Annotated in this window: 26 protein-coding genes, 3 tRNA genes and 1 pseudogene; 13 read left to right on the top strand and 17 right to left on the bottom strand. The window is 74.5% G+C overall.

Going from position 1 to position 26,056, the window contains the following annotated elements; all coding sequences use genetic code 11:
* From ACFQ11_RS24930 to ACFQ11_RS24920, 3 genes are all read left to right on the top strand, one after another.
* On the top strand, positions 1-803 hold an 803-nt coding region (locus tag ACFQ11_RS24930; protein ID WP_378302690.1), incomplete at its 5' end, for a dihydrolipoamide acetyltransferase family protein.
* 88 nt (positions 804-891) lie between these two features.
* A complete protein-coding gene (gene pnuC, locus ACFQ11_RS24925) occupies positions 892-1,545 on the top strand; it encodes a nicotinamide riboside transporter PnuC (RefSeq protein ID WP_378302688.1) in 654 nt (217 codons plus the stop codon).
* The gene (locus tag ACFQ11_RS24920; RefSeq protein WP_378302686.1) at positions 1,542-2,651 is read left to right on the top strand and encodes an AAA family ATPase; all 1,110 of its coding nucleotides are present in this window, start codon (positions 1,542-1,544) and stop codon (positions 2,649-2,651) included. Before pnuC ends, ACFQ11_RS24920 begins: the two co-directional genes overlap by 4 nt.
* On the opposite strand, the gene ACFQ11_RS24915 is transcribed toward ACFQ11_RS24920, so the two are convergent.
* On the bottom strand, positions 2,648-2,989 hold the full coding sequence (locus ACFQ11_RS24915) for a PaaX family transcriptional regulator C-terminal domain-containing protein (RefSeq protein ID WP_378302684.1): 342 nt from the start codon (positions 2,987-2,989) through the stop codon (positions 2,648-2,650). The genes ACFQ11_RS24920 and ACFQ11_RS24915 overlap by 4 nt on opposite strands.
* A gap of 36 nt (positions 2,990-3,025) precedes the next feature.
* On the opposite strand from ACFQ11_RS24915, the gene ACFQ11_RS24910 reads away from it, so the two are divergent.
* Positions 3,026-3,802, top strand: coding sequence for a fibronectin type III domain-containing protein (locus tag ACFQ11_RS24910; protein WP_378302682.1), 777 nt, complete (start codon positions 3,026-3,028; stop codon positions 3,800-3,802).
* A gap of 36 nt (positions 3,803-3,838) precedes the next feature.
* Here ACFQ11_RS24910 and ACFQ11_RS24905 read toward each other — a convergent pair whose 3' ends face one another.
* The 3 genes from ACFQ11_RS24905 to ACFQ11_RS24895 all read right to left on the bottom strand — a co-directional run bounded on the left by ACFQ11_RS24905 (position 3,839) and on the right by ACFQ11_RS24895 (position 5,590).
* The gene (locus ACFQ11_RS24905; protein ID WP_378302680.1) at positions 3,839-4,141 is read right to left on the bottom strand and encodes a hypothetical protein; all 303 of its coding nucleotides are present in this window, start codon (positions 4,139-4,141) and stop codon (positions 3,839-3,841) included.
* Positions 4,138-4,434 carry a hypothetical protein gene (locus ACFQ11_RS24900; RefSeq protein ID WP_378302678.1) on the bottom strand — a complete coding sequence of 99 codons (297 nt, stop codon included), beginning with the start codon at positions 4,432-4,434 and terminating at the stop codon, positions 4,138-4,140. The genes ACFQ11_RS24905 and ACFQ11_RS24900 overlap by 4 nt, the downstream gene beginning before the upstream one ends.
* 94 nt (positions 4,435-4,528) lie before the next feature.
* The gene (locus ACFQ11_RS24895) at positions 4,529-5,590 is read right to left on the bottom strand and encodes an ROK family transcriptional regulator (RefSeq protein ID WP_378302676.1); all 1,062 of its coding nucleotides are present in this window, start codon (positions 5,588-5,590) and stop codon (positions 4,529-4,531) included.
* A 107-nt stretch (positions 5,591-5,697) separates the two neighbouring features.
* On the opposite strand from ACFQ11_RS24895, the gene ACFQ11_RS24890 reads away from it, so the two are divergent.
* Together ACFQ11_RS24890 and ACFQ11_RS24885 are read left to right on the top strand one after the other, a co-directional pair.
* Positions 5,698-6,954, top strand: a complete 1,257-nt coding sequence (locus tag ACFQ11_RS24890) for a Gfo/Idh/MocA family protein (RefSeq protein WP_378302674.1) — start codon at positions 5,698-5,700, stop codon at positions 6,952-6,954.
* The gene (locus tag ACFQ11_RS24885; RefSeq protein WP_378302672.1) at positions 6,951-8,225 is read left to right on the top strand and encodes an ABC transporter substrate-binding protein; all 1,275 of its coding nucleotides are present in this window, start codon (positions 6,951-6,953) and stop codon (positions 8,223-8,225) included. Before ACFQ11_RS24890 ends, ACFQ11_RS24885 begins: the two co-directional genes overlap by 4 nt.
* On the opposite strand, the pseudogene ACFQ11_RS24880 reads toward ACFQ11_RS24885, so the two are convergent.
* Positions 8,206-8,424: pseudogene (locus ACFQ11_RS24880) on the bottom strand (helix-turn-helix domain-containing protein); the annotation flags it as partial. The gene ACFQ11_RS24885 and the pseudogene ACFQ11_RS24880 sit on opposite strands and share 20 nt — an antisense overlap.
* Positions 8,425-8,453: 29 nt before the next feature.
* On the opposite strand from ACFQ11_RS24880, the gene ACFQ11_RS24875 reads away from it, so the two are divergent.
* Positions 8,454-8,678: a hypothetical protein gene (locus ACFQ11_RS24875; RefSeq protein ID WP_378302670.1), complete on the top strand. Its 225-nt coding sequence runs from the start codon at positions 8,454-8,456 to the stop codon at positions 8,676-8,678.
* Here ACFQ11_RS24875 and ACFQ11_RS24870 read toward each other — a convergent pair.
* From ACFQ11_RS24870 to ACFQ11_RS24855, 4 genes are all read right to left on the bottom strand, one after another.
* Entirely contained in the window at positions 8,675-10,597 is a 1,923-nt protein-coding gene (locus ACFQ11_RS24870; protein ID WP_378302669.1) for a glycoside hydrolase family 3 protein, read from the bottom strand. The two genes, ACFQ11_RS24875 and ACFQ11_RS24870, sit on opposite strands and share 4 nt — an antisense overlap.
* Before the next feature lie 107 nt (positions 10,598-10,704).
* Positions 10,705-10,779, bottom strand: a tRNA-His gene (locus tag ACFQ11_RS24865).
* 21 nt (positions 10,780-10,800) lie between these two features.
* Positions 10,801-10,873 (bottom strand) — tRNA-Met (locus tag ACFQ11_RS24860).
* 1 nt (position 10,874) lies between these two features.
* Positions 10,875-10,957 (bottom strand) — tRNA-Ser (locus ACFQ11_RS24855).
* 350 nt (positions 10,958-11,307) lie between these two features.
* On the opposite strand from ACFQ11_RS24855, the gene ACFQ11_RS24850 reads away from it, so the two are divergent.
* Positions 11,308-11,625 carry a hypothetical protein gene (locus ACFQ11_RS24850; RefSeq protein WP_378302667.1) on the top strand — a complete coding sequence of 106 codons (318 nt, stop codon included), beginning with the start codon at positions 11,308-11,310 and terminating at the stop codon, positions 11,623-11,625.
* A gap of 10 nt (positions 11,626-11,635) precedes the next feature.
* On the opposite strand, the gene ACFQ11_RS24845 is transcribed toward ACFQ11_RS24850, so the two are convergent.
* On the bottom strand, positions 11,636-12,463 hold the full coding sequence (locus tag ACFQ11_RS24845; protein ID WP_378302665.1) for an MBL fold metallo-hydrolase: 828 nt from the start codon (positions 12,461-12,463) through the stop codon (positions 11,636-11,638).
* Between the two features lie 94 nt (positions 12,464-12,557).
* Here ACFQ11_RS24845 and ACFQ11_RS24840 point away from each other — a divergent pair, with 94 nt between their 5' ends.
* From ACFQ11_RS24840 to ACFQ11_RS24825, 4 genes are all read left to right on the top strand, one after another.
* Positions 12,558-13,085, top strand: coding sequence for a DinB family protein (locus tag ACFQ11_RS24840; protein WP_378302663.1), 528 nt, complete (start codon positions 12,558-12,560; stop codon positions 13,083-13,085).
* Positions 12,992-14,464 (top strand): MFS transporter, encoded by a 1,473-nt coding sequence (locus tag ACFQ11_RS24835; RefSeq protein ID WP_378302697.1) that lies wholly within the window; start codon positions 12,992-12,994, stop codon positions 14,462-14,464. The genes ACFQ11_RS24840 and ACFQ11_RS24835 overlap by 94 nt, the downstream gene beginning before the upstream one ends.
* 8 nt (positions 14,465-14,472) lie before the next feature.
* Entirely contained in the window at positions 14,473-15,378 is a 906-nt protein-coding gene (locus ACFQ11_RS24830) for a phosphotransferase family protein (protein ID WP_378302661.1), read from the top strand.
* Between the two features lie 67 nt (positions 15,379-15,445).
* On the top strand, positions 15,446-15,727 hold the full coding sequence (locus ACFQ11_RS24825; RefSeq protein ID WP_378302659.1) for a TFIIB-type zinc ribbon-containing protein: 282 nt from the start codon (positions 15,446-15,448) through the stop codon (positions 15,725-15,727).
* A 96-nt stretch (positions 15,728-15,823) separates the two neighbouring features.
* Here the strand turns inward: ACFQ11_RS24825 and ACFQ11_RS24820 are convergent, their stop codons facing one another.
* Genes ACFQ11_RS24820 through ACFQ11_RS24810 form a run of 3 tightly spaced genes read right to left on the bottom strand, consistent with a single transcriptional unit; the run spans position 15,824 to position 21,080 of the window.
* Positions 15,824-18,397 carry a polynucleotide kinase-phosphatase gene (locus tag ACFQ11_RS24820; protein ID WP_378302657.1) on the bottom strand — a complete coding sequence of 858 codons (2,574 nt, stop codon included), beginning with the start codon at positions 18,395-18,397 and terminating at the stop codon, positions 15,824-15,826.
* Entirely contained in the window at positions 18,394-19,824 is a 1,431-nt protein-coding gene (locus ACFQ11_RS24815; RefSeq protein ID WP_378302655.1) for a 3' terminal RNA ribose 2'-O-methyltransferase Hen1, read from the bottom strand. Before ACFQ11_RS24815 ends, ACFQ11_RS24820 begins: the two co-directional genes overlap by 4 nt.
* A 50-nt stretch (positions 19,825-19,874) precedes the next feature.
* The gene (locus ACFQ11_RS24810; protein WP_378302653.1) at positions 19,875-21,080 is read right to left on the bottom strand and encodes a DUF3152 domain-containing protein; all 1,206 of its coding nucleotides are present in this window, start codon (positions 21,078-21,080) and stop codon (positions 19,875-19,877) included.
* A 174-nt stretch (positions 21,081-21,254) separates the two neighbouring features.
* On the opposite strand from ACFQ11_RS24810, the gene ACFQ11_RS24805 reads away from it, so the two are divergent.
* Positions 21,255-22,085: a TIGR02452 family protein gene (locus tag ACFQ11_RS24805; protein ID WP_378302650.1), complete on the top strand. Its 831-nt coding sequence runs from the start codon at positions 21,255-21,257 to the stop codon at positions 22,083-22,085.
* 37 nt (positions 22,086-22,122) lie between these two features.
* Here the strand turns inward: ACFQ11_RS24805 and ACFQ11_RS24800 are convergent, their stop codons facing one another.
* Genes ACFQ11_RS24800 through ACFQ11_RS24785 form a run of 4 tightly spaced genes read right to left on the bottom strand, consistent with a single transcriptional unit; the run spans position 22,123 to position 26,042 of the window.
* Positions 22,123-23,049 (bottom strand): LLM class F420-dependent oxidoreductase, encoded by a 927-nt coding sequence (locus ACFQ11_RS24800; RefSeq protein ID WP_378302648.1) that lies wholly within the window; start codon positions 23,047-23,049, stop codon positions 22,123-22,125.
* Between the two features lie 53 nt (positions 23,050-23,102).
* Positions 23,103-24,347, bottom strand: a complete 1,245-nt coding sequence (locus ACFQ11_RS24795; RefSeq protein ID WP_378302695.1) for a sensor histidine kinase — start codon at positions 24,345-24,347, stop codon at positions 23,103-23,105.
* Positions 24,347-25,051, bottom strand: a complete 705-nt coding sequence (locus ACFQ11_RS24790) for a response regulator transcription factor (protein ID WP_378302646.1) — start codon at positions 25,049-25,051, stop codon at positions 24,347-24,349. The genes ACFQ11_RS24795 and ACFQ11_RS24790 overlap by 1 nt, the downstream gene beginning before the upstream one ends.
* Positions 25,052-25,091: 40 nt before the next feature.
* Complete coding sequence (locus tag ACFQ11_RS24785; RefSeq protein ID WP_378302644.1) at positions 25,092-26,042, bottom strand: S1C family serine protease; 951 nt, start codon at positions 26,040-26,042, stop codon at positions 25,092-25,094.
* Positions 26,043-26,056: the final 14 nt, after the last annotated feature.

Genomic DNA, 26,056 nt, shown 5'->3' with positions numbered 1-26,056 from the left:
GCCGTCCGGTTCGGGCCCCGGCGGACGGATCGTCCGTGCGGACATCGAGGCGGCCGTCCGGTCCGGCGGCGCCGCGCAGCAGCCGCCCGCCGCCGCGGCACCGGCACCGGGCCGACGACCCGGACGTCGAGGCGGTGCCGCTGAACCGGTTCCGGAAGGTCGCGGCCCGGCGGCTCACCGAGAGCAAGCAGAACGCGCCGCACTTCTACCTCAACCGCGAGGTGGACGCCGAGGCCCTCGTCGCGTTCCGCAAGACGGTCAACGAGGCGCTCGCCCCCGCCAAGGTCAGCGTGAACGACCTGGTCGTCAAGGCGTGCGCGACGGCGCTGCGCGAGCACCCGGCGGTCAACGTCTCGTACACGGAGGAGAGCCTCCTCTTCCACAAGCGCGTGCACGTCGGCGTGGCCGTCGCGGTCGAGGACGGCCTGGTCGTCCCGGTCGTGCGGGACGCGGACCGCAAGAGCGTGTCGGAGATCGGCCGCGAGACCCGGGAGCTGGCCGGACGGGCCCGCGACGGCAAGCTGTCGGCGAACGACATGAGCGGCGGGACGTTCAGCGTCAGCAACCTCGGCATGTTCGGCGTCGACTCGTTCTCCGCCGTGATCAACCCGCCGGAGGCGGCGATCCTCGCCGTGGGCGCCGTGCGGGACGAGCCGGTGGTGCGGGACGGCCAGGTCGTCCCGGGCAAGCGGATGGCGGTGACGCTGTCGGTGGACCACCGGGCGTGCGACGGCGCGACGGCCGCCGCGTTCCTGGCGCGGCTGGCGGAACTGCTGGAGAACCCGCTGCTCATCGTCGCCTGACGGGTTCCGACGCCCGATCCGCGGTTCCGCTCCCGCCCGGCTTCCCCGGGCGGGAGCGGAACCGCGGCGATATGCGAAGATCGCCGTCATGGCGGTGAACGTTCCGCTGGGTCCGCTGCTCGACCCGGCGTTCCACCTCGGCTCGGTCCCGACGACGTGGGCCGAGCTGCTCGGTTTCGCGACGGGCGCGGTGAACGTGTGGCTGGTCGTCCGGCAGAACATCCTGAACTGGCCGATCGGCATCGCCAACGTGATCCTGCTCGGGCTGGTGTTCCTCCACGGCGGGCTGTACGCCGACGCGGGACTCCAGGTCGTCTACATCGGGCTGCAGGCGTACGGCTGGTGGGTGTGGCTGTACGGCGGCGAGGGACGGGACGCCCTGCCCGTCCGGCGCACGACCCGCGCCGAGTGGGGGACGCTGCTCGCGGCCGGCGCGGCCGGGACCGCCGCGATCACCTGGCTGCTGACGACGTACACCGACTCGACCGTCCCGTTCTGGGACGCGCTGACGACGGCCCTGTCGCTGATGGCGGTCTACGGCCAGTCGCGCAAACTGCTCGAGTCGTGGTGGATCTGGATCACCGCCGACCTCGTGTACATCCCCCTGTACTTCTACAAGGACCTCAAGCTCACGAGCGCCCTGTACGTCGTCTTCCTGTCGCTGTGCGTGCTCGGGCTGACCGCCTGGTACCGGGACTGGCGCGGCACGGCCCGCGCGGAGACGGTTGCGGCGGCCGCATGACGTACGGGCACGGCCTCGTGATCGGCAAGTTCTACCCGCCGCACGCGGGGCACCACCATCTGATCGACACCGCCGCCGCGGCGTGCGCCCGGGTGAGCGTGGTCGTCGCGGCGTCCAGCGTCGAGAGCGTCCCGCTCGCCCTACGGACGGCGTGGCTGCGGGAGGCGCACCGGCAGCCGAACGTGGAGGTCGTCCCGGTGGTGGACGACGCCGAGATCGACTACGAGTCCGACGAGGTGTGGTCGGCGCACGTCGCCGCGTTCCGGGCCGGGCTCGCGCTCCGCTCGGGGCTCGGCGTCGACGTCCCGCCGGTCGACGCGGTGTTCAGCTCTGAGCCGTACGGACCCGAGCTCGCCGCGCGGTTCTCCGCCGCGCACGTCCCGGTGGATCCGCCGCGGGAGCGGTTCCCCGTCAGCGGGACGGCCGTCCGCGCCGATCCGGTCGGGAACTGGGCGTGGCTGTCGCCGCCCGTCCGCGGGTACCTGGCCCGCCGCGTGGTGGTGGTCGGCGCGGAATCGACGGGCACCACCACGCTGGCGCGCGCGCTGGCCGCGCACTATGCCGAACGCGGCGGCGTGTGGGCGTCGACCCGGTGGGTGCCCGAGTACGGCCGCACCTACACCGAGGAGAAGCTCGCCGCCGCGCGCCGTGCCGCCGGCGACGCGTCGCTGTGGCTGGACGACCTCGTGTGGGAGTCCGCCGAGTTCACGCGGATCGCCGAGCGGCACGCGGCGCTCGAGGACGCCGCCGCCCGGTCGGGGTCGCCGCTGCTCGTCTGCGACACCGACGCGTTCGCGACGGCCGTGTGGCACGAGCGCTACCTCGGCGCCCCGGCGCCCGACGTCGAGGCCGTCCACGCGCGCGCCCCGCACCACCTGTGGATCCTCACCGATCCGGCGGGCGTCCCGTTCGTGCAGGACGGCTGGCGCGACGGCGAGTCGGTCCGGGCGTGGATGGCGGACCGGTTCCGGGCGGAGCTGAAGCGACGCGGCCTCCCCCACATCGCCGTGTCCGGGCCGCACGAGGAGCGCCTGGCCGCCGCGGTCGCCGCGACCGACGCCCTCCTCGCCGAGCCCTGGCCCTTCGCGCCTCCCCTGACCGCCTAGCCGGCGCAGAGGCCGCGCCACCACCGGTCGGCGGCCTCGTACCAGGTCAGCCAGTTGTCGATGAACAGGTCGGTCGCGGCCGTGCCCGGCCAGTCGGGGGGCAGGAACTCCACCGGCAGCCGCGGGTCACGGTCGAACACCAGCCGCCACGCGTGCACCATCCGCAGGCGCGCGACGAACGCGTCCTCGTCGGTGGCGGGATCGAGGCCGGCGAACCGTTCGACGAAGTCGGTGAACAGGGGGCGGATCGCCGCGAGGTCCCACGCCTGCGCGATGAGATCGCGTTCCTCGCCGGCCGAGCCGGCCGGATCGACGCGCCGAGCCTGTCCGGCCTGCACCTCCAGTTCGGGTCCGACGCGTCCGGCGAGGTCACCGTGTCGTGGCGGACCCCGCACTCGGTCCGCCGCCCGCGCGTCATGCTCGGCACCCCGCACGGCGGGCTCGGCCGGACGTACGGCGCCCGCACCCGCGCCTACCGGGACCCGGTCACCCGCGAGGAGGTGCAGGCGCACCACGTCCGGATCCGCGGGCTGCGCCCCGACACCGACTACCTGTACATGGCCGTCCACGACGGCGCCACGCCCGAGCCCGGCACGTTCCGGACGGCCCCGCGCGGGCGGCGCCCGCTCACCTTCACCAGCTTCGGCGACCAGTCCACGCCCCAGGTCAACAAGCCGATGCCCACCGACCGGATCACGCTGTGGACGCAGGACAACTACGGGTCGCGGTTCGCGGGCGACACCACCACCGCCGTGGAGCCGATCGCGCCGCTGTTCCACCTGATGAACGGCGACCTCTGCTACGCCCAGCTCTCGGGGAACCCGACCCGCGTGTGGCGGGACTGGTTCATCAACAACAGCCGTTCGATGCGGAACCGGCCGTGGATGCCCGCCGCGGGCAACCACGAGAACGAGGCGGGGAACGGCCCGATCGGGTACCACGCGTTCCAGACGTACTTCGACGTGCCCCGCAACGGGTGCGACGACCGCGTGAACCCGTACGGCTTCTGCTCCTTCGACGTCGATCCCGGACGGCGCGGCGGCCGCACCACGATGCGCGTCACCTACCACGCCGTCACCGGGCCGGGCGGCGCCACGCGGCCCGTCGACACGTTCGTCCTCGAACGTCCCCGCTCCGACGACCGCCGCTGAACCGGCGCGTCCCGGCGCCGGCCTCGTCCGGGCGGGTCAGCCCGCCCAGACGAGGTCGGCCACGTAGAACTCCTTGATGTCGGCGAGGACGAGGTACTCGATGCAGGCGGCGGTGCCGGGGGCGGTGTGGGTGTAGTGGACGCCGACGCCGTCGAGGGGACGGCCGGGCGGCGGGAGGCCCGCGTCGACGGCGCCGCCGCCCCGCCGGGCGAGGTCGCAGAGGAAGTCGATGAGGTCGTCGCGGACGGGCGGCGGCACGGATTCGAGCACGTCGGCCGCGACTTCCGAGCAGTAGACGGTCCAGCCGCTCTTCTCCCGCCGCGGGGCCGCGGCGGTCACCCGCGGGGGCGGGGACCGCGGCGCGCGACGATGTCGTCGAGGGCGACGGCGCCCCGCCGGTCGAGGGCGCGGGCGCGCCGCCGCTCCCGGTCGGGCAGCTGGTCGAGCATCGCCTCGGCGTACCAGCCGGACAGGACGTTGTCGAGCTCGCGGCCCTGTTCGGCGCCCCGGACCTCGGCGATGAACGCGGCGCGCTTCTCCCGGGTCAGGTGCGCGCCGATGCCGTCGATGGTGCGCGGGATGCGGTGCACCCGCCCGTGGTGGCGCGGGGGTTCGGCCGGCATGGCGCTCATCGGGTTCCCCTCCGTCGGTCGCGTGCCGGGGACGCTACCCGCCGCCGCCGACATCGCGTTCCCATGATGGCCGGGACGGGCCGCGGACGTCCGGTCAACGCGCCGGGTCGAGGGAGAACAGGTCCTCGTCGACCCGGTCGAGGGCGAGCCGGACGGCGCCGAGGCTCACCGACTCGTCGCCGAGCGGGGACGCCTCGACCCGGACGGGACGGAGGCAGAGCGGGCGGACGCGCGCGGCGAGTTCGGCGACGAGGGGGTCGCCGGGACGGACCAGCGGGCCGCCGACGACGATCATGTCGGGGTCGACGGCGAGGGCCATCGCGGCGACGCCGCGGGCCATCCGGGCGGCGAGGCGCTCGACGGGTTCGGCGGCGAGGGCGGCGGCGGTGTCGCGGAGGCCGAGTTCGGGGAGCATCCCGATCTCGCCGGCCGCGCCGCCGCGGCCGCGGTGCGGCCGGCCGCCGATGAGGACGCCGATCCCGGTGTGCAGGCCGGCGTGGACGCAGACGACGTCGTCGGCGTCGCGGGCGGCGCCGCGCCAGCGTTCGGCGAGCGCGGCGAGGTTGGCGTCGTTCTCGACCAGGACCGGGCAGGCGAAGGAGCGCGCGAGTTCGCGGGCGAGGGGGACGCCCTCCCAGCCGGGGACCACGGTGCAGGACGCGACGGTGCCGGACGGGTCGACGACGCCGGGCGTCCCGGCGGCGACGGCGCGCAGCGAGCGGCGCCCGACCCGGGCGGCCGCCAGGCAGGTCTTGACGGCGGCGCGGACGGCGGCGATCCGTTCGGCGGGCGGGGCGGCCGGCGGGAGGTCGGCGTGGTGGCCGCCGACGACGTCGCCGGCGAGGTCGGCGGCCAGCAGCCGCGCGTGCCGGGCGTCGATCTCGATGCCGAGGACGTGCCCGGCCTCGGCGCGGAAGCGGTAGCGGCGGGCGGGGCGGCCGAGCCCGGCGCCGGGCCGGGGCGCGACCTCGGCGACGAGGCCGCGCGCGGTGAGCTCGCCGAGGACGCCCTCGGCCGTGGGCCGCGACACCCCGACCCGCTCGGCGAGGGCGGACAGCGTGAACTCGCCGCCGGCGCGGAGCGTGCGGAGGGTCGCGGCGGAGTTGAGGCGGCGCAGCACCGAGGGGTCTGCCCCGTGCGGAGAGGGTCGGGTCACGGAACCCCTTGACAGCGGTCGGCGGACGGACGACTTTATGAAAGAAGTTTGCGTAATACGGGCCGGGTCGGCGGCGCCAAATATATCCAGCTCGGAGGGGCGTGACGATGGACGACAGGGGCCCTGCGGTCGCGGTGGCCGGAGCCGGTCTGCGGGGCGCCGGGTACGCGGGACGGATCGGGCGCACCGGACGGGCGCGGATCGTCGCCGTGGCCGAGCCCGATCCCGTCCGGCGGGAGCGGTTCGCCGCCGAGCACGCGATCCCGCCGGAGCGCCGCTTCCCCGGCTGGCGGGAGATGGCGGACGCGGGCCGCATCGCCGACGGGGTGATCGTCGCGACGCAGGACGCCGAGCACGCCGCGCCCGCGATCGCGTTCGCCGGGCTGGGCTGCCACGTCCTGCTGGAGAAGCCGATGGCGCCGTCGGAGGACGAGGCCCGGCGGATCGTGGACGCGGTGGAACGCGCGGGCGTGATGCTCGCCGTCTGCCACGTCATGCGCTACACCGCCTACACCCGGACGGTGCGGGAACTGGTCGCGGGCGGGCGCATCGGGACGCCGCTCAGCGTGCAGCACCTCGAACCGGTCGGATGGTGGCACCACGCGCACTCGTACGTGCGCGGCAACTGGCGGCGCGAGGACGAGTCGGGGCCGATGCTGCTGACGAAGTCGTGCCACGACCTCGACTGGCTCGCCCACGTGATGGGCGAGACCCCCGCGCGGGTGTCGTCGTTCGGGCGGCTGTCGCACTTCCGCCCGGAGAACCGTCCCGAGGGCGCCGCCGACCGCTGCGTCGACTGCACGGCCGAGCCCCGCTGCGCGTACTCGGCGCCGCGCCTGTACCTGGGCGGCCTCCGCCGGGGAGAGGGGTGGCCGCTCGGCGCGGTCACCGACGACCGCACCGAGGAGGGCGTCCTGCGGGCGCTGCGCCACGGCCCGTACGGGCGGTGCGTGTACGCGTGCGACAACGACGTGGTCGACCACCAGGTCGTGAACCTGGAGTTCCCGTCCGGGGCGACGGGGGTGTTCACGATGACGGCGTTCACTCCGGCGGCGCACCGGCAGACCCGCGTGTTCGGGACGTCCGGGTCGATCGAGGGCGACGGGGAGCGTGTCGCGGTGCACGACTTCGTCACCGGCGAGACGGAGGTGCTGCGGCCCGGCGAGGGCGTCACCGGCGGGCACGGCGGCGGCGACGAGGCACTCGCGGACGCGTTCGCCGACGCGCTGGCCACCGGCGATCCGTCCCGGCTGCGCACCGGCGCCGCCGAGAGCCTCGCCTCCCACCGCGTCGTGTGGGCCGCCGAACGGGCCCGCCGCACCGGCACGGTCGTCGATCTCGCCTCCGCGGAGGGCGCGCGATGACGGCCGGAACCTTCCGGGCGTGCGCGGCGGCCGCGCTCGTCCTGGCGCTCGGCGCCTGCTCCGGCGGCGCGGACGGGACCGGACCCGCGGCGAACGACGGGCGCGGCCCCATCACCTTCGCGACCGGCAAGGACCTCACGCGGACGATCCAGAAGCTCGCCGACGACTGGAACCGGGCGCGCCCCGGCGAGCGGGTCCGGATCGTCGAGCTGCCGGAGGACGGCGACCGGGCGCGGCAGCAGCTCGTCCAGAACATGCGCATCGAGTCGGACGCCTACGACGTGGTGCGGCTCGACGCCGTGTGGACGGCCGAGTTCGCCGCGCACCGCTGGATCGTCCCGCTCCCGGACGGGCTGGCCGGCACCGGCACGTTCGTCCCGGCGTCCCTCGAGACCGGGAAGTACCGGGGCAGGCTGTACGCGGCGCCGTGGCTGACGGGCACGGGCGTCCTGTACTACCGGACGGACCTGCTGGAGAAGGCCGGGTTCGACGCGCCGCCGGCGACGTGGACGCAGATGCGCGAGCAGTGCGCCGAAGTGCGGAAGCTGCCCGAGGGCGAGAAGGTCGACTGCTACGCGGGGCAGTACGGCAAGTACGAGGGGCTGACGGTCAACTACGCGGAGGCCGTGCAGTCCGCGGGCGGCGAGGTGTTCGACGCGTCCGGGAGGCCCGCGGTGGACACGCCGCAGGCCAAGGCGGGGCTGCGGTTCCTCGCCGAGTCGTTCGAGGACGGAACGATCCCGGAGAAGGCCGTCACGTTCATGGAGGAGGACGGCCGCCGCGCCTTCCAGGAGGGCACCCTCGTCTTCCACCGCAACTGGGCGTACGTGTACGCGCTCGCGTCCGACGGATCGTCGGAGGTGGACGGGAGGTTCGACGTCGCCCCGATCCCCGGGAAGGACGGCCCCGGCTCGGGCACCCTCGGCGGCAACAACCTCGCGGTGTCGGCGTACTCCGACCACCAGGCGACGGCCCGCGACTTCGTCGCGCACATCGTGAGCCCCGAGATCCAGCGCCGGTACGGGCGCGCGCAGTCGTTCCCGCTCTCCCTCGCGGCGCTCTACGACGACCCCGCGATGATCGAGCGCTACCCCTACCTGCCGGTCATGAAGGAGAGCCTCCGGAACGCGAAGCCCCGGCCCGTCGCCGTCCGCTACAACGAGGTGTCCACGGCGATCCAGGACCACGTCACCGCCGCGATCACCGGGGAGAAGACCGTCGACCGGGCCGCCGCCGACCTCCAGAAGGCACTCACCGCACTGACGGACTGACCCGGTTCCGGTACTCCGACGGCGTCACGCCCGTCCGGCGGACGACGTGCGCGCGGAGCGAGCCGGCGCCGCCCAGGCCCGCGAGGCGGGCCACCTGGTCCATGGGCGGCCGGGTGGTCTCCAGCAGCTCGCAGGCCAGGTCGATCCGGCGGCGCAGCACCCACCGCAGCGGGCTGAGGCCGGTCTCCGCGCGGAAGCGGCGGGCAGCGTGCGGGTGCTGACCCGCGCGTGCCGGGCCAGGTCAGCGAGCCGCTCCAGCGCCCACGCGCGGGCCGCGGCCAGCGGACGCGTCCGGGTCGGCGGGCACCGGGTCGTCCACCACCCGCACCTGCTCGGCGGGGCGCGGCGGCGGCCGCGTACTCGACCTTCTCGCTGCTGGTGCTGCCCAGGGTGCACGCCGGGCGGCTCGCGCTCGTGCCCGCCGCACCGGACGTCCCGCACGCCTACAGCTAGTCGTAGGTGAGGCCGTAGCCGAAGGGGAACAGCGGCTTCTTGCCGTCGCCGCGGTTGATCGGCTGCTGGTCGGCGTCGGCCTGCCACGTGACCGGGAGCCGCCCGGTGGGCGCGATCTCGCCGAACAGGACGTCCGCGACGCCCGCGCCCTCGGTGCCCGGGAGCCACGACGCGACGAGCGCGTCCCAGTCGGGCAGCCGCTGCGCGACGTCGAGCGGGCGGCCCGACACGAGGACGACGATGACCGGGACGTCGGCGGCCTGCAGTCGCTCGATGGTGCGCACGTCGGTCTCGTCCAGGCCGAGGCCGCCGGTGCGGTCGCCGTGGTACTCGGCGTACGGGTCCTCGCCGACCACGGCGATCGCCGCGTCGAACGAGTCGTCGATGCCGCTGCCGTCCCGGCTGTACTCCACCTTCGTGTCGGAGTCGGCGACCTCCCGGATGCCCTCCAGGATCGACGTCCCCGGGGTGATGTCGCCCGGCTCGCCCTGCCAGGTGATCGTCCAGCCGCCGGACTGGCGGCCGATGTCGTCCGCGCTGCGGCCCGCGACGAGGATCTTGTCCTCGGTGGCGCCGAGCGGCAGGACGTCCCCGGAGTTCTTCAGCAGCACCTGCGACTTCGCGACCGCCCGGCGCGCCAGCGCGCGATGGTCGGCGCCGCCCACCACGGCCGCCTGGCGGCGGTCGGCCATCGGCTTCTCGAACAGGCCCAGCTCGAACTTCTTGGTGAGGATCCGCCGGTTCGCGTCGTCGATCCGCGCCATCGGGACGTCGCCCTCGCGGACCTCGGCGCGCAGGTACCGGACGAACTTCTTCCACTGCTCGGGGACCATCACCACGTCGATCCCCGCGTTGATCGCCTTGGCGACCTCGTCGCGGGTGAAGCCGGGCTCGCCGTCGATCTGGTCGACGCCGTTGTAGTCGGAGACGACGAACCCGGTGAAACCCAGCTCCCCCTTCAGCACCTCGGTGATCAGGTACCGGTGCTCGTGCATCTTCACGCCGTTCCACGAGCTGTACGACACCATGACCGAGCCGACGCCCCGCCGGACCGCCGCGCGGAACGGCGGCAGGTGGATCTCGCGGAGCCGCTCCTCGGAGATCCGCGCGTCGCCGCGGTCGTCGCCGCCCTGCGTGGCGCCGTCGCCGAGGTAGTGCTTGGCGGTCGCCAGGACGGACGCCGGACCGGCGCCGAGCTTCTCGCCCTGCAACCCGTCGATCATGGTGGTCATCGCGGAGGGCAGGCCCGGCACCTCGCCGAACGACTCGTACGTCCGTCCCCAGCGGTCGTTGCGGACCACGCAGACGCACGGCGCGAAGTTCCAGTCGACGCCGGTCGCGGCCATCTCCCGCGCGGTCGCGGCCCCGATCTCCCGGACGAGCCCGGGGTCGCGGGCCGCGCCGAGCCCGATGTTGTGCGGGAAGATCGTCGCGCCGACGACGTTGTTGTGGCCGTGCACGGCGTCCACGCCGTACATCAGCGGGACGCGCAGCGGCCCGGCGAGCGCGGCCCGCTGCATCCCGTCGTACATGTCGGCCCAGCTCTCGGGGGTGTTCGGCGACGGCGCCGAGCCGCCGCTCGACAGCACCGACCCGATCCGGTGCTCGGTGATCTCCGCGGGGGTGACGTACCGGCGTTCCGGCTGGGTCATCTGGCCGAGCTTGTCGTCGAGGCTCATCCGCGCCAGCAGGTCGTCCACGCGCTTCTCGACCGGCAGGCTCGGGTCGAGGTACGGGAGGGGCCCGTCGCCCGCGCGCTCGACCGCGGTCAGGGCGATGCCGGGGCTCTCGGCGGGCCCGCCCGTCCGGGCGGAGCCGCCGCCGGTGCCGATCGCGAGCGCGGCGAGCATGCCGAGGGCCAGGACGCGGTACCGGGCGCGGACGCGCCGCCGCGCCGTCTTCCCCGAGGTGCAGTACATGCGGCGAAGCGTTTCCGCGGACGATCAATCTCAACGCAACCGAATGTCAGCACCTGGGCAATATCTGACGGAGCCCACCGGGCGAACACCAACAATTCAGACGTTCAGGGCGACCGCCCGGTATCGAACCGAGGACCTCCGGGACCACAACCCGGTGTGCAGACCACCACACCACGGACGCCATGCCCTCGCGCGCGAGGGAGTACCGGATGCAGGAATCGAACCTGCCTGATGCGGGATATGAATCCGCCGGATGCACCAGCATCCCTATCCGGCGCGGAGGGTGCGGGATTCGAACTCGCGCAGGTGACCCTGACCACGGCTTAGCACGCCGGTGCCTTTCCGCTCGGCCAACCCTCCAGGAAAACAAAAGACCGCCCGTGGCCTCCGGGCGGTCGACGGACGAACGTGCTGGTCACGTCCGTCTGCGACTCCCGAGCCCGGGGTGGCCGCTGCTGCGCATTCGGTGCCGGCGCATCGCTTTCTCCCCTCCCGGTCTCGTTCGCTTACAAGTACATGATGCAGCCGCGCCTTTACCGGCGCAAGCCTTTTTCGAGCCGTCTCCGAACGGCACGGCACAGCCATTTCTGCGGGCCGGTGCGCACGGCCCGGCGGCGCCTAGTGTGTCACCGGTCACCCTGACCGGGGCGGCGGCGCGGAAGCGCGGGGTCCGGCGCGCTCTAAGATGTGCGGCGGAAGGCGGTGGACGTTTGGACGAGCGCGGCAGGGAAACGTGCGGCGACCCGATCGACTATCCGCCGCGGGGTTGCCTCTACGAGGTCCGCTACACGCTCGGCCCGCACGGCGCCGGGACCGTGCGGTTTCCCGACGAGTTCGCGCTGGGCCGCTGGTTCACCGCGATGGCCGCCGAGGGCATGTTCGTCCCGGCGGACTTCACCGTCCCCGACGAGGACGGCCGCAACGGCTACCGGATCTTCTGCGTCACCGACGACGCCCGCACGGAGATCAGCTACTTCCATCCCCGGCTCGTCCGGGGCCGGATCGAGGGCCGCCGCCGCCCCCGCTGACGCGGGGGCGTCAGCCGGGGGCGCGGGCGGTGAGCCGGCTCCTCGGGACGATCGGGATCGTGCCGCCGCGCTCGACGCGGCGCAGGCGGGCGTCCATGCCGTGGCGGTGGAGTTCGGCCTCGAAGTCGCTCAGCGGTGACGTGAAGACCGTGTAGTCGTCGTAGTGGACGGGCACGACGGTGGCGCAGCCGGACGTGCGGAGCCAGCGGGCGCCCTGCCGCCCGTCCATCGTGACGGTGAGCAGTCCGAGCAGCTTCGTCCCGCCCAGGTGGACGACGCCCGCGTCGATCTCCGGGTACCTGCGGGCGACCTCGGCGATGTCGTCGTACATGAGCGTGTCGCCGCTGATGTACATGCGGAGCTCGGGGTCGCCGGCGCGCGGGCCGAACTCCAGGAGCGCGCCCATGACCGGGGGCAGCGCGTGCCGCAGCGGGCCGGGCGCGTGCCGTCCGGGCATCGCGGTGACGGTGACGCGGTGGTCGCCCTTGACGAGCGGCTGCCCCTCCCAGATGCGCAGGCCGACGGCCTCGCGGAAGCCGCGCCCGTTCAGCGTCCGGGCGGCGGCGCCGGTGGTGAGGACGGGCAGGCCGCGGTCGAGGTGCCGTTCGGCGACGGGGTCCCAGTGGTCGTCGTGCAGGTGGGACAGGACGACGCCGTCGACGGCGGGCAGTTCGTCCACGGTGATCGCGGGGTCGCGGAGCCGCTCGCTGGTGAGGCCGTAGCCGAGGTGCGCGCGGTCGCCGCGGCGCAGGAAGTTCGGATCGGTGAGCAGCGTGAACGGCCCGTACCGGATGATGGTCGTGGCGTTCCCGATGAAGGTCAGTGTCGCGTCCGGCATGGTCCCCTCCGCATGACGAGCCGCGTTCCGGCAGGCGCACCCCCTACCCGGATATGGACCTGCATATCGGGATCGACTTCGACATAGTGGAATCATGACCTGGACCGCTCCCGCCGTGGCCCGCTCCCATCCGTGGGCCGATCATCTGACGGGCGACGAGCGCTCGCTCGCCGACGCCTGGCTCGACCACCACCGCGAGACGCTGCTGTGGAAGTGCGGCGGCCTGACGGCGGAGCAGTTGAAGCTGCGCTGCGTCGAGCCGTCCGCGCTGTCGCTGCTGGGGCTCGTCCGGCACATGGCCGAGGTCGAGCGCGACTGGTTCCGGGCGCGGTTCGCCGGGGAGGAGGTCGGGTACCTGTACGTGTCGGACGACGACCTCGAGGCCGAGTTCCGGGTCGACGAAGCCGACGCGGAGGCCGACCTGGCCGTGTACCTCACGGAGATCGAGGCGTGCCGGCGGACGACGGCGGGCCGCTCCCTCGACGAGACGTACCTGGACCCGCGGCGCCGGGAGGAGATGAGCCTGCGCTGGGTCTACTGGTCGATGGTGGAGGAGTACGCGCGCCACAACGGGCACGCGGACCTGCTGCGCGAGCGCATCGACGGGAGCACGGGTCACTGAACGGCAACGCGATCGTCCTGGTCGTCGTCCTGCTGTCGTCGTTCACGTTCCCGCTGACGATCACGGGCGCGTCGGTGGCGCTGCCGGACATCCGGGCGGATCTCGGCGCCGGGCTCACCGCGTCGCAGTGGGTGATCACCGGGTACAACGCGTGCTTCGCGAGCTTCCTGGTCGCGATGGGCTCGCTCGCGGACGTGGCCGGACGGCGGCGGATCTTCACCGGCGGTGTGGCCGTGTTCTGCGCGGCGGGCCTCGCCGCGGCGGCGTCCCGGGACGTCCTGACGCTGAACGCGGTGCGCGCGCTCGGCGGCGTGGGGGCCGCGGCGGCCGCGACGGGCGGTTCGGCGATCCTCGCCGCGACGTTCCACGGGACGGCGCGGGTGCGGGCGTTCGGGATGCTCGGGACCGTGCTCGGCATGGGCCTGGCGTTCGGGCCGACGGTCGGCGGGGTGCTGGTGGAGACGCTGGGCTGGCGGGCCGCGTTCGGGGTGCCGGCCGCGGTCGCGGGGCTCGTGCTGCTGCTCGTCCCGGTGCTGCCCGCGGCGCGGGGCGACGCCGGGCGGCGGATCGACTGGGCGGGCGCGGCGCTGTTCACGGCCGCGCTGCTGGTGCTGATCACGTCGATCGTGGAGGGCGGCGAGCGCGGGTTCGGCGGCCCGGCCGTGCTGGGCGGCCTCGTGGCGGCGGTGCTGCTGGCGACGGCGTTCGTCACGGTCGAGCGGCGGGCGGACGACCCGATGTTCGAGCTCGGGCTGCTGGCGAATCCGCGGTTCTCGTCGTACGCGGTGGCGGCCGGGGCGATCGTCTTCGTGCTGGTGCCGCTGCTGGTGTACCTGCCGTCCTACCTGATCTCGGTCGTGGGGCTGGCCCCGGGCGAGGCGGGCGTGTGGCTGCTGATGCTCACGGCGCCGACCGTGGTGCTGCCGATGGCCGGGACGGCGCTCGCCAAGCGGATGCCGGCGGGGCCGCTGGTGGCCGGGTCGGTGGCGGTGACGGGCGCCGGCGCGCTGCTGCTGGTGACGATCGGGCCGGGCAGCACGCCGTGGGCGCTGGCCGTGCCGCTGGCGCTCACCGGGGCCGGGTTCGGGCTGTCCACCGGGCTGCTGGACGGGCTGGCGGTGACGGTCGTGCGGCCGGAGCAGGCGGGGACGGCGGCCGGGATGTTCTCGACGGCGCGGCTGGCCACCGAGACGGTGGGGATCGCGGTGGTGGGCGCGGCGCTCGCGGCGCTGAGCGGCGACCGGCTGACCGGGACGCACTACACCGGCGCCCTGCGGACGGTCTGCGTCGCGCTGGCGGTGTTCTCGGCGGTCGCGACCGCGTGCGTCCTCGGGCTGTCGCGCAAACCCGCCGGGCGCGGTCCGGCGGCGGGTGGTTGACTGTCCGGGTGCATACCGAGACCCCCCAGTCCGAGCTGTTCGCCCGGCTCGTGGAGATCGGCGGCGGTTCGCCGGGGACGTCCGGCGAGCCGGTGACGCTGTACGACCGGCACGGGGTGCTGGTGGTGCGGGTCGGCGACGTCGTGGTGAAGGCGCACCAGCCGGACCGGGACGTCGGCCCGGCGTTCGGCGACCGGATCCGGCTGGCGGCGGCGCTGCCGCACATCCTGCTGGGCCCGGACGGCCCGCCGGTCGAGGCGGCCGGCCGGACGGTGACCGTCGCGCCCTACGGGGAGCCGGTGGACCCGGCGGGCGACCTCCCGTGGGAGGAGGGCGCGCGGCTGCTCGCGGCCCTGCACCGGGTGCCCGTCCCGGACGGGGCGCCGTCGTGGGGGCGTCCCGAGCGGGTCGCGCGCCTGGTGGGGCGGCTCGGGAGCGGTTCCGCGGAGGATGCGGTGCGGCGCGCGTTCGCCGGGCTGCCCGCGTGGATCCGCGGGGCCGCCGCAGAGCCGCCGCGCGCCCGGGAGTGCGTGGTGCACGGCGACTGGCATCTCGGGCAGATGGTCCGCGTGCGGGACGGCTGGCGCCTCATCGACATCGAGGACCTGGGCCGCGGCGACCCCGCCTGGGACCTCGCGCGCCCCGCGGCGCTGTACTGCGCCGGAGTTCTGCACCCGCACGAGTGGGAGCGGTTCCTGGGCGCCTACCGGGGCGCCGGAGGCCCGGCCGTCCCCCCGGGCGGCGACCCGTGGACGGCTCTGGACATACCGGCGCGAACTCTTGCGATCCAGATCGCCGCGACGTGCGTCCAATCCGCAAGGAAGGGCGATCGGCCGCTGGACGGACCCGAGGAGGCGATGGTCGACGCCTGCAGGAGAATGGCCTGCACCGAAATCGGCGGAGAACCGGCATGACGTGGCGGGGAACCTGCCCTAGATTTAGCCTCTACCTGGGGTTCCATAACGGAAGGATGACAAGGCGATGCACTGCCCTAAGTGCCGTGGCGTGATGCGGACCTATACCCGGAGCGGCGTTCACATCGAACAGTGTGACGCGTGCCGGGGCATCTTCCTCGACTACGGCGAGCTGGAGGCCCTCAGCCAGATGGAGGCCCAGTACCGGGCCGCGCCGCCGGCCGCGCCGGCCGCGCCCGCGACCCCGGGGTGGAGCGCGCCCGCGGCGCCGCAGGTGCACCACCATCACCATGGCGCGCACCACCGTCCCTATGGCGGCGGCGTGTTCCACATGCTGTTCACGACCTGACGCCGCGAACGGCGACGGCCGTGCGGCGCCCTCCGGCGGAGCCGCGACCGCACGGCCGGTTTTCCGTCCCCTTCGTTCCCCGCGCCCCGGAGCCGGTCAGAGCCGGGGGTCGACCGGCTCCGACTCCAGCGCCAGCACCGCGAAGACGGCCTGGTGCACCCGCCACAGCGGCTCCCGGCCGGTGAGCCGGTCGAGCGCCGCCAGGCCGAGCGCGTGCTCGCGCATGGCGAGGGACCGCTTGCGGCCGAGCGACCGGCCGCGCAGCCGCTCCAGGTTCTCCGGCTCGGTGTAGTCCGGGCCGTAGATGATCCGCAGGTACTCGCGGCCCCGGCACTTGATCCCCGGCTGGATCTTGGCGTCCGCGGGGAACGGGCCGAGCGGCTTGACGACCATGCCCTCGCCGCCCGCAGCGGTGAGCTTCTCCCACCACTCGGCGACGGCGGTGTCCGCGTCCGGCGCGGCCAGGTCGGCGACCAGCGACCCGGTCCGCCGGACGAACCCGGTCGGGTCGGCGTCCGCGAGCCGCCCGGCGACGTCCATGTGCCAGTCGTGGTCGCGGGCCGTCGCCCACGCGCGGTCCTCCCCCGCCAGCACCTGGAACGGCGCGATGCCGAGGCCGCCGAGCCCGTCCGCGTCGACGTCCCAGCAGTAGCGGGCGTAGGCGTCGCGGAACCGGGCTGCGTTCGCGACGCGCCGGTCGATGTGCCCGCGCAGCCCGCCGAGGTCGAGGCCGCGGCGCTCCGCGCGCGCCAGCAGGTCCGCCGCCATCGGCAGGGACGCGCGGGCGGCGGCGCCCGTGGCGGCGTACTGGACGCGGATGAGGTCCATCGCCTTCGCCGACCACGGCAGCAGCTCGCAGTCCAAGACGAGCCAGCCGGTGCCGAGCTCGTCCCACAGCCCGGCGGCGCCGATCGCGGCGCGCAGCCGCGCCAGCGCCTCGTCCGTCCGGGCCGGGTCGCGGAAGAACGCTCGGCCGGTTCGGGTGTAGAGGGCGCCGGCCGTCCCGTCGTCCACGCCGAACCGCCCGGCGGCGACGGACGCGTCGCGGCACACCACCGCGACGGCCCGCGAACCCATGTGCTTCTCCTCGCACACGACCCGCGGGACGCCCTTGTCGCGGTAGGCGGCGAGCGCCTCCGCCGGGTGCTCCAGGTACCCGGGCAGCGACGACGTCTCGGCCGGCGCCATCGTCGGCGGCAGGTAGACGAGCCAGCGCGGGTCCGCCGCGAACCGGCTCATCACCTCCAGCGCCGCGAGGGCGTTCTCCTCCCGGACGGTGACGCGGCCCATCAGCCGCGTCTCGACGCCCGTGTTGCCCATGACGTCCTTGATGTGCAGGAAGTCGCTCTCGCGCTGCCCGCCCCCGCCGGTCGCCGACGGCGCCGCCGCCAGCGGGCGGACGGGCTCGTACCAGGTCTCGCGCGCCGGGACGGAGAACAGCTCGCGTTCGGGGTAGCGGAGCGCGGTGAGGCGGCCGCCGAACACCGCGCCGGTGTCGAGGCAGATCGTGTTGTTGATCCACTCGGCGTCGGGGACGGGAGTGTGCCCGTACACGACCATCGCCTTGCCGCGGTAGTCGCGCGCCCACGGGTACCGGACGGGCAGCCCGTACTCGTCCGTCTCGCCCGTGGTGTCCCCGTAGAGGGCGAACGACCGGACGCGCCCGGACGCGCGGCCGTGGTACTCCTCCTTCAGCCCGGCGTGGGCGACGACGAGCCTGCCGCCGTCCAGGACGTAGTGGCTGATGAGGCCGTCCATGAACCGCAGGGCGTCGGCGCGGAACTCCTCCGGCTCCCGCGCGAGCTGCTCCAGCGACTCGGCGAGGCCGTGCGCGACCCGCACCTTCCGGCCGCGCAGCGCCTTGACGAGCTTCGCCTCGTGGTTGCCGGACACGCACAGCGCCTGGCCCGCCTCGACCATGCCCATGGCGAGCCGCAGGACGCCCGGGGTGTCGGGGCCGCGGTCGACGAGGTCGCCGACGAACACGGCCGTCCGCCCGCCCGGGTGGTTCGCGCCGACCGCGCGGCCCCGCGCGTCGTGCTCGATCTCGTAGCCGAGGCCGGTGAGGAGGTCCTCCAGCTCGGCGCGGCAGCCGTGCACGTCGCCGATGACGTCGAACGGCCCGGTCAGCTCCCGCCGGTCGTTCCACGGCTTCTCGTAGACGATGGTGGCGGCGTCGATCTCCTCGACGCCGTCCAGCACGTACGCGCGGCGGAACTCGCGGCCGAGCGACCGCAGGCCGCGCCGCAGTTCCCGCCGCTGCCGCGGCAGGACGTGCGCGGGCAGGTCCGCGCGGTCCGGGCGGGCGGCGTTGCGCTCGGCGGCGACGCTCTCCGGCACGTCCAGGACGATCGCCGCCGACAGCACGTTGTGCTCCTTGGCGAGCGCGAGAAGCCGCTGCCGCGACTTCGTCTGCACGTTCGTGGCGTCCACGACGGTCAGCAGGCCGCGCCGCAGCCGGGTGCCGACGATGTAGTGCAGCAGGTCGAACGCGTCGCCGGTGGCCGACTGGTCGTTCTCGTCGTCGGAGACGACGCCGCGGCAGAAGTCCGACGACACGATCTGCGTCGGCTTGAAGTGCCTGCGGGCGAAGTGCGACTTGCCGGAACCGGACACGCCGACCAGCACGACGAGCCCCGTCTCCGGGAGCCGGATCTCTCGGCCGGTCATTTCGTGAACACTCCCATCTGCGTCGGGGCGCCGACCTCGGGGTCGTCGTCGCCGACCGGAACGTGCCGGACGCGGTAGCCGTGCGCGGCCGCGACCCGGTCGGCCCACGCGCGGAACTCGGCGCGCGTCCATTCGAACCGGTGGTCGGGATGCCGCATCGCGCCGGGTGCCAGCCCCTCGTACCGGACGTTGTGCTCGGCGTTCGGCGTCGTCACCACGACGACGCGGGGCGCTGCGTGCCCGAACACCACCTTCTCGACGGCGCCGAGACGCGGCGGGTCGATGTGCTCGACGACCTCCATCAGCACCGCGGCGTCGTACCCGCCGAACCGGTCGTCGGCGTAGGTGAGGGCGCCCTGGAACAGGTCGCCGACCCGGTCCCGGGCGCGCGACGGCCCCGGCCGGTCGAGCCGCAGCCGCCGCCGCGCGTGCTCGACGGCGCGGAACGACACGTCCGCCCCGGCGACCCGCGCGACCGAGCCGTCCCGCAGCAGCCGCGCGAGCAGCCTGCCCGAGCCGCAGCCGAGGTCGATGACGCTGTCGGCGTCCTCCTCGCGCAGCACGTCCGTCACCGCGCGGATGCGCCGCTCCGCCAGGGAGAGCGTCTCCTCCGGCGGTTCGGCGCCGTCGGCGGTCTCGGCGGCCGGCTCCTCGTCGATCTCGACGGGGTCGAGGGCGTCGTCCGGCGCGTCCTCCGCGTCGGCCAGCCGGCCGAGTGCGGCCCGGACGAGCGCGCGGCGGTTCGCCAGGTACCCGCGGGTGATCGCGCCGCGGTCGGGGTGCGTCGCGAGCCACCCCTCCCCCGCCCGGATCAGCTTGTCGACCTCGTCGGACGCCACCCAGTAGTGCTTGGCGTCGTCCAGGACGGGCAGCAGCACGTAGAGCTGGTTCAGCGCGTCGGCCAGCCGGACGGTCCCGGTGAGCGTGAGGGTCACGTACCGGGAGTCGCCCCAGGACGGGAACTCGGGGTCGAGCGGGACGGGTTCGGCCGACACGTCCCAGCCGAGCGGCCCGAAGAACCGCTCGGCCCGCCCGGGGCCGCCCCGGCACGGCAGCGCCGGGAGCACGACCTCCAGCGGGATCGGCGTCTCCGCGAGCCCGGGACGGGCGTCGCAGCGCCCGCGCATCGCCGTGCGGAACACGTTCGCCATGGCCGACGCGAGCAGCGACGACGCCGCGTAGGGGCGGTCGTTGACGAACTGGCCGAGGGAGAAGTCGGGTGTGCCTCTGCCGCGCGTGCGGACGAGCCTCACCGGGTCGACGTCGAGCAGCAGCGCCGCCGTGCAGCGCCGCTCGTCCGCCTCGGGGTAGAAGACGTGCGCCGTCCCGTACGCCTGGTCGAACGTCTGCACCCGATCGGGATGCTTGTGGAGCAGGAAGCCCAGATCGCTCGCCGGGCGCAGCGTCGTGGTGATCGTCAGAAGCACCCCCCAAGTGTGGCGTACCGGGGGGAAGCCTCCGCATCCCGTTTTTTCGGTCAGGGCACGGCCGGGCCCTTGATGTACACGCCGTTCTCGTCGTACGGCCACGGGTTGGCCCGGCAGCCCTTCAGCCCGTAGATCTGCTGCATCATCACCGGCGCGGGCCTCCCCTTGCCCCCGCACGTCATGTGGCCGAATCCCAGCCGGTGGCCGACCTCGTGGTTGATGGTCAGCGCGTGGTACTCGTGCGGCTTCCCCTCGTAGTACTCGGTCAGCAGCAGCCAGCGCTTGAGGTTCACGACGACCTGCTTGCCGGCGCGGCAGTTGACCTCGCCCTCGGTGTCCATCCCGTAGGCGCCGCACAGCTTGTCGGTCGTCCCCGGCGAGGACAGCATCACGACGAACTCGTGCGCCCCCGAGTCGACGCGCTGGAACGCCCACTTGCCCTTGGCCGTCCAGCCGCGCGGGTCGCCGAGGATGTCGTCGACCTCTTTCGCGAAGTCGTTCACGTCCTGCTTGAGGCCGCCCTCCACCGCGACCTTGTACCGCAGGACCTTGGCGCCCTGCCCGGTGACGCCGGATCCCTTGGCGACGGTGAACTTCCCGTTCCCCTTCTTCGGGATGTAGGGGGGAGCGGTGGTCGTCGGGGCCGCGCTCGGCGACGTGCCGGCGGACGCCTTCGCGGACGCCTTCGCGGACGCCTTCGCGCCGCCCCCGCCCGTCTTCGGGCTCGGATGCGACGCTGCCGACGCGGCGTCCGTCCCACCGGGATTCCAGGCGACCGCGGCGGCGACGGCGAGCACGGCGGCCAGGACGAGCGCGGCGCCGCCGACGGCCAGGCCGACGACCCGGTTGCGCCGGGCCCCCTCGAACGCGCGGTCGAGTTCGTCCTCGAACCCCTCGGTCGTCGTCGGCCGGGGCGCGTCGTCGGACGGCGGCCCGGCCGGGTGCGCGAACCGGCGGGACGGCCGGCCCGGCCGCGGGCCCCGCGGCGGGGCGGGCGGGGCTTCCCGCGCGTCCTCGGCGTCCTCGAACGCGTGGACGTCCGCGGGCGGCCCGTGCGGGGTCTCCGCGGGCGGGAAGGGCGGCCGCGGCGCCTGCTGGTGCGGCGGCGGGTACCCGTGAGGCTGCTCGAACGGGTGCCCGGGGCCCTGGGCGGGCGGGTGCGGGAGCCGCCGTCCGGGCTGATGCGGAGGTTGGGCCCCGGCGTCCCCGGACGGGCGCTGGGGACGGCGGCGGGAGCGAGATCGTGGACGTTGCATAGCGTGCACAGCATGACAGATCCCACCCGGCAAAGGTGATCATTTCGTGACAAGACGCAGGTCAGGGACATAAGCCACATCCCCGTCGGTTCCGCGGCGGTCACGGAGGGTGCGGCCGCCACCGCGAAAAGCGTTTGCGGACCGCCCGCGGGGCCGTGTGACAATCCGGGCATCATGAGCAGACATCCCCGCCGCGCCGTCGCGCAGGAGACCGTCGCGATCATCGAGCGCGGCGAGTACCGGGCCCCGTCGGGGCGCGCCGTCCGGGTCGCCGAGAGCATCGAGCGGGCCAGGCGGGGCACCGTCCTCTACCGGCCCGAGGAACTGGACGACCTCCTGCGGGAGGTCGCGGACGGGCCCGCGGGCGCGGCCACCCGCATCGAGGTCACCGAGGAGACCACGCTCGCGGCCGCCCGGCGGCTCGCCGCCCCGGACGCCGTCCCGCTCGCGCTGAACTTCGCGTCCGCGAAGAACCCCGGCGGCGGCTTCCTCAACGGCGCGCACGCCCAGGAGGAGGGCCTCGCGCGGTCGTCCGGCCTGTACGCGTCGCTCACGTCGGCGCGGCGGTACTACGACTTCCACCGCGAGCAGCGCGACCTGCTGTACTCCGACCACATGATCTACTCGCCGGGCGTTCCGGTGTTCCGCGACGACCGGGGCGTCCTGCTGGAGGAGCCCTACGAGGTCGCGTTCCTGACCTCCCCGGCCCCCAACCGGGGCGCGATCCGCGACCCGGAGAAGGCCGCCGAGGTGCCGCGGGTCCTGGACGTCCGGGCCCGCAAGGTTCTCGCGGCGGCGCTCGCCAACGGGCACCGGCGGATCGTGCTCGGCGCGTGGGGCTGCGGCGTGTTCCGCAACGACCCCGCCGAGGTCGCCGAGACGTTCGCCCGCGCGCTGCGCCCGGGCGGCGGGTTCGCCGGCCGGTTCGAGCACGTCGTGTTCGCCGTCTGGGACACCGCCGCGGGAGCCCCGCGGCACGCCGCCTTCCGGCGCGTGTTCGGCTGACCGGCGGGGACGGGCGCCGCCCCCGCCGGCGCGCGGATCAGAGCCCGCCCATCACCTCGGCGGCGATCAACTCGAGGTGCTCCAGGTCGGACAGGTCGAGGACCTGCAGGTAGAGCCGCTCGGCGCCCAGTTCGCCGAACCGGCCGATCTTGTCGACGAGCTCCTGCGGGGTGCCCGCCAGGCCGTTCTCCCGCAGCTCGCCGGGCTCCCGCCCGATCGCGTCGGCGCGGCGCCGCAGCTCGGCCTCGTCCCGTCCGCAGCACACCACCTGCGCGGCCGAGTACACCATCGGGCGGGTCCGGCCCGCGTCCCGGCAGGCCGCCCGGACGCGCTCGAACGCCGCGCCGGTGTCGTCGAGCCCGTGGAACGGCACGTTGTACTCGTCGGCGTAGGTCGCGGCGAGGCGCGGGGTGCGCTTCGCGCCGAACCCGCCGATCAGCACCGGCGGGCCGCCGTCCTGCGCGGGCTTCGGCAGCGCGGGCGAGTCGGTCAGCGTGTAGTGGTCGCCGCTGAACGAGAACGTCTCGCCGGACGGCGTCCCCCACAGGCCCTTGCAGATCTGGAGCTGCTCCTCGAGCTTCTCGAACCGCTCGTTCAGGCTCGGGAACGGGATGCCGTAGTGGGCGTGCTCCTCCTCGAACCAGCCGGTGCCCAGGCCGAAGTCGACGCGGCCGCCGCTCATCCGGTCGACCTGCGCGACGGAGATCGCCAGCGGGCCGGGAAGGCGGAACGTCGCGGCCGTCACGAGCGTGCCGAGCCGGATCCGGTTCGTCTCGCGGGCGAGGGCGCCGAGCGTGACCCACGAGTCGGTGGGGCCCGGCTCGCCCGACACGTCCCCCATCTTGGTGTAGTGGTCCGACCGGAAGAACGCGTCGAAACCGAGGTCCTCGGTCGCCTTCGCGACGGTCAGCAGTGTCTCGTAGCTCGCCCCCTGCTGGGGCTCGGTGAAGATCCGTAGACGCATGACTCCATCCTGGTACGCGGACGGCCATGCTCGGGCCGCGGGCCGGTCCCGGTTCAGCCGAGGGGGTCGGTCTCCGGCGGCGCACCGGCCCGCGGGCCGCCCCCCTCGCCCGGGAACCACAGGACGAACGTGCTGCCCGCGCCCTCCGCGGAGAACAGCCGGACGTGGCCGTGGTGCGTCTCCACGATCTGCCGGACGATCGCGAGCCCGAGGCCCGTGCGGCGGTCGCCCGTCCGGCCATCGCGGTCGCGGGCCCGGCGGTCCTGCGCGCCGCGGTAGAAACGGTCGAAGACGCGATCCTGCTCGTGCGGGGCGAGCCCGGGACCGGCGTCGGCGACCGCGACCCACAGCCAGTCGCCGGCGGACCCCGCCCCGACCGTGATCGTCGAGTTCTCGGGGGCGAGCCGCACCGCGTTCGACAGCAGGTTCCCGACCGCGCGGCGCAGCGCGTCGTGGTCGCCGATCAGCACGAGGCCGTCCCGGATCCGCTGCTCCAGCGTCAGCCTCCGGACGGACGCGAGCGACCCGAACTCCTCGGCGGCCTCGCGCGCCACGACCGCCAGGTCGACGTCGGCGTCGTCCAGCGCGGGCGCCGACCGGCGGGCCGTGGCGAGCAGGTCCTCGACGAGCCGCGTCATGCGGGTGGTCGCGCGGTCGACGACGTCCACGGCCCGGCGCCGGTCCGGCTCGTCGGCGTCCGGCGCGCTGAGCACGGTGTCGAGGTTCGCGCGGATGATGGCCAGGGGGCTGCGCAGCTCGTGGGACGCGTCGTCGATCAGCCGCCGCTGCGCCTGGAACGCGCTGTCGAGGCGGTCGAGCATGGAGTCGACGGTGTCGGCGAGCTCGCGCAGCTCGTCGCGCGGCCCGGACAGCCGGATGCGGCGGGACAGGTCGGTCGCCTGGATCTCCTCGGCGGTGCGGGCGATCGCGCGGACCGGTTTCAGCGCCCGGCCCGCCAGCACCCAGCCGATGCCGAGGCTGGCGACCAGCAGCCCCCCGAGCGTCCCCAGCGAGTAGTTCCGCAGGGTGCGGCGCGTCTCGTAGTTGACCGCCCGTTCCACCTGCTGGACCTTGACGACCTCCACGTCCCCGAGCCGGACGCCGCCGTAGTACTTCTGGGCCTGGTGCGTCTCCGTGATCGGCTCCGCCTCGGTACTGCGGACGACCCCGAGGTACGTCCCCCCGAGGACGAGCGCGGTCAGGGCGAACAGCAGCGCCGAGTACAGCACGGTCAGCCGGAACCGGATCGACTGGGCGAACCCCGGCAGCGGCGGGCGCCGAATCCGCGGCGAAGGCATCACGCCCCCTCCCTCGTGGCCTCGCGGAGGCGGTAGCCGTGCCGGACGACCGTCTCGATCAGCGGGTCCTCGCCGTCCCCGGCGAGCTTGCGGCGCAGCGTGCCGACCGTGACCCGCACCGTGTTCGTGAACGGGTCGGCGTTCTCGTCCCACACGTGCTCGAGGAGGTCCTCGGGCGAGACCACCTGGCCGGGCCGGCTCATCAGGTACCGCAGCACCGCGAACTCCTTCGGGGACAGGTTCAGCCGCCGCCCGGCGCGGGACGCCTCACGGCGGCCGGTGTCGAGGCGCAGCTCGCCGACCGTCCACACCGCCGACCCGCCGCCGCTGTCGCGCCGCAGCAGCGCCCGCACCCGCGCCAGCAGCTCCGGGAACGCGAACGGCTTGACGAGGTAGTCGTCCGCGCCCTCGTCCAGGCCGCGGACCCGGTCGGCGAGCCGGTCCCGCGCGGTCAGCATGAGGATCCGCAGCCCGGGGCCGCTCTCCCCGTCCAGCTCCCCGGCGCGGACGGCCCGGCACAGGTCGAACCCGTCGCCGTCCGGCAGGTTCAGGTCCAGGATCATCAGGTCGTAGGACGCCGCGTACAGCTTCTGCGACGCCTCGTTCACGTCGTACGCCACGTCCACCGCGTAATCCGCACGGACCAGGCCGTACCGGAGCGCCTCGACGAGGTCCTCCTCGTCCTCCACCACGAGCACCCGCATGGCGTGACGTTATCCTCCTCTCCTCCCCGTTCGCCCGGTCTCAGCCGACGATGCGGCGGACGCCGTCCACCGCCCGGTCCGCCGGGATCGCGAACCCGATGCCGATCGACCCGCCGCCCCGCACCGTCGCGATGGCGGTGTTCACCCCGATGACCTCGCCGCGCGCGTTCACCAGCGGCCCGCCCGAGTTGCCCGGATTGATGGACGCGTCGGTCTGCAGGGCGATCTGCCGTTCGCGGGGACCGAGCCGCACCTCCCGGCGCGGCGCGCTGACGACCCCGGCGGTCACCGTCCCGGCCAGCCCGAGCGGCGACCCGATCGCGAGCACGGGGTCGCCGACCCGCGCGTCCGCGGACCGGCCGAACGTCAGCGGGGGCGGCGCCTCGGACGCCGGGACGGCCAGCACGGCGAGGTCGTTGGCGGTGTCGGAGCCGACGACGCGCGCGGCGAGCCGCCGCCGGTCCGGCAGGACCACGGTGACGTCGTCGCGCCCGCCCACGACGTGCGCGTTCGTCAGGACGTGCCCGGCCGCGTCGATGACGAACCCGGACCCGCCGCTGCGCCCGCTCCCGGACCGCACCTCGACCTGCACCACGCTCGGCAGGACGCGCGCCGCGACCCCGCTGAGGTCGCCCGCGCCGTCCACCGGCCCGGCCGCCGACCGCGTCACGACGGACGCCCCGCCGTCCCCGGTGAGCGCGGCCCCGGCCGTCCCGGCGAGCGCGCCGGTGATCGCGGCGGCGGCGATCGCCGTCACGACCACCCCGCGCGGGCGCCGTCCCGTGCCGCCCGGACGTCCGGGCGGGGGCGCGGCCTGCGGGACCGGCGGGACCGGCGGGACGACGGACGGCCACGCCGTCGCGGGCGTCCCGGCCGGCGACGCGGGCGGTGGCGGGGGCGCGAAGTCGGGCCCGTGCGGCTCGCCCAGCCCGATGCGGGCGTCCCCCGCGTGCCTTCCGTGTTCCGTTCTTTCCGTATCGCCGTAACTCAAGTCGACTCCTCGTG

Origin of the sequence: Actinomadura sediminis (assembly GCF_042675525.1) — a bacterium.
Lineage (GTDB): Bacteria > Actinomycetota > Actinomycetes > Streptosporangiales > Streptosporangiaceae > Spirillospora > Spirillospora sediminis.
The sequence above is the reverse complement of the archived record's forward strand: the minus strand, read 5'-3'. Positions and strand labels throughout refer to the sequence as shown.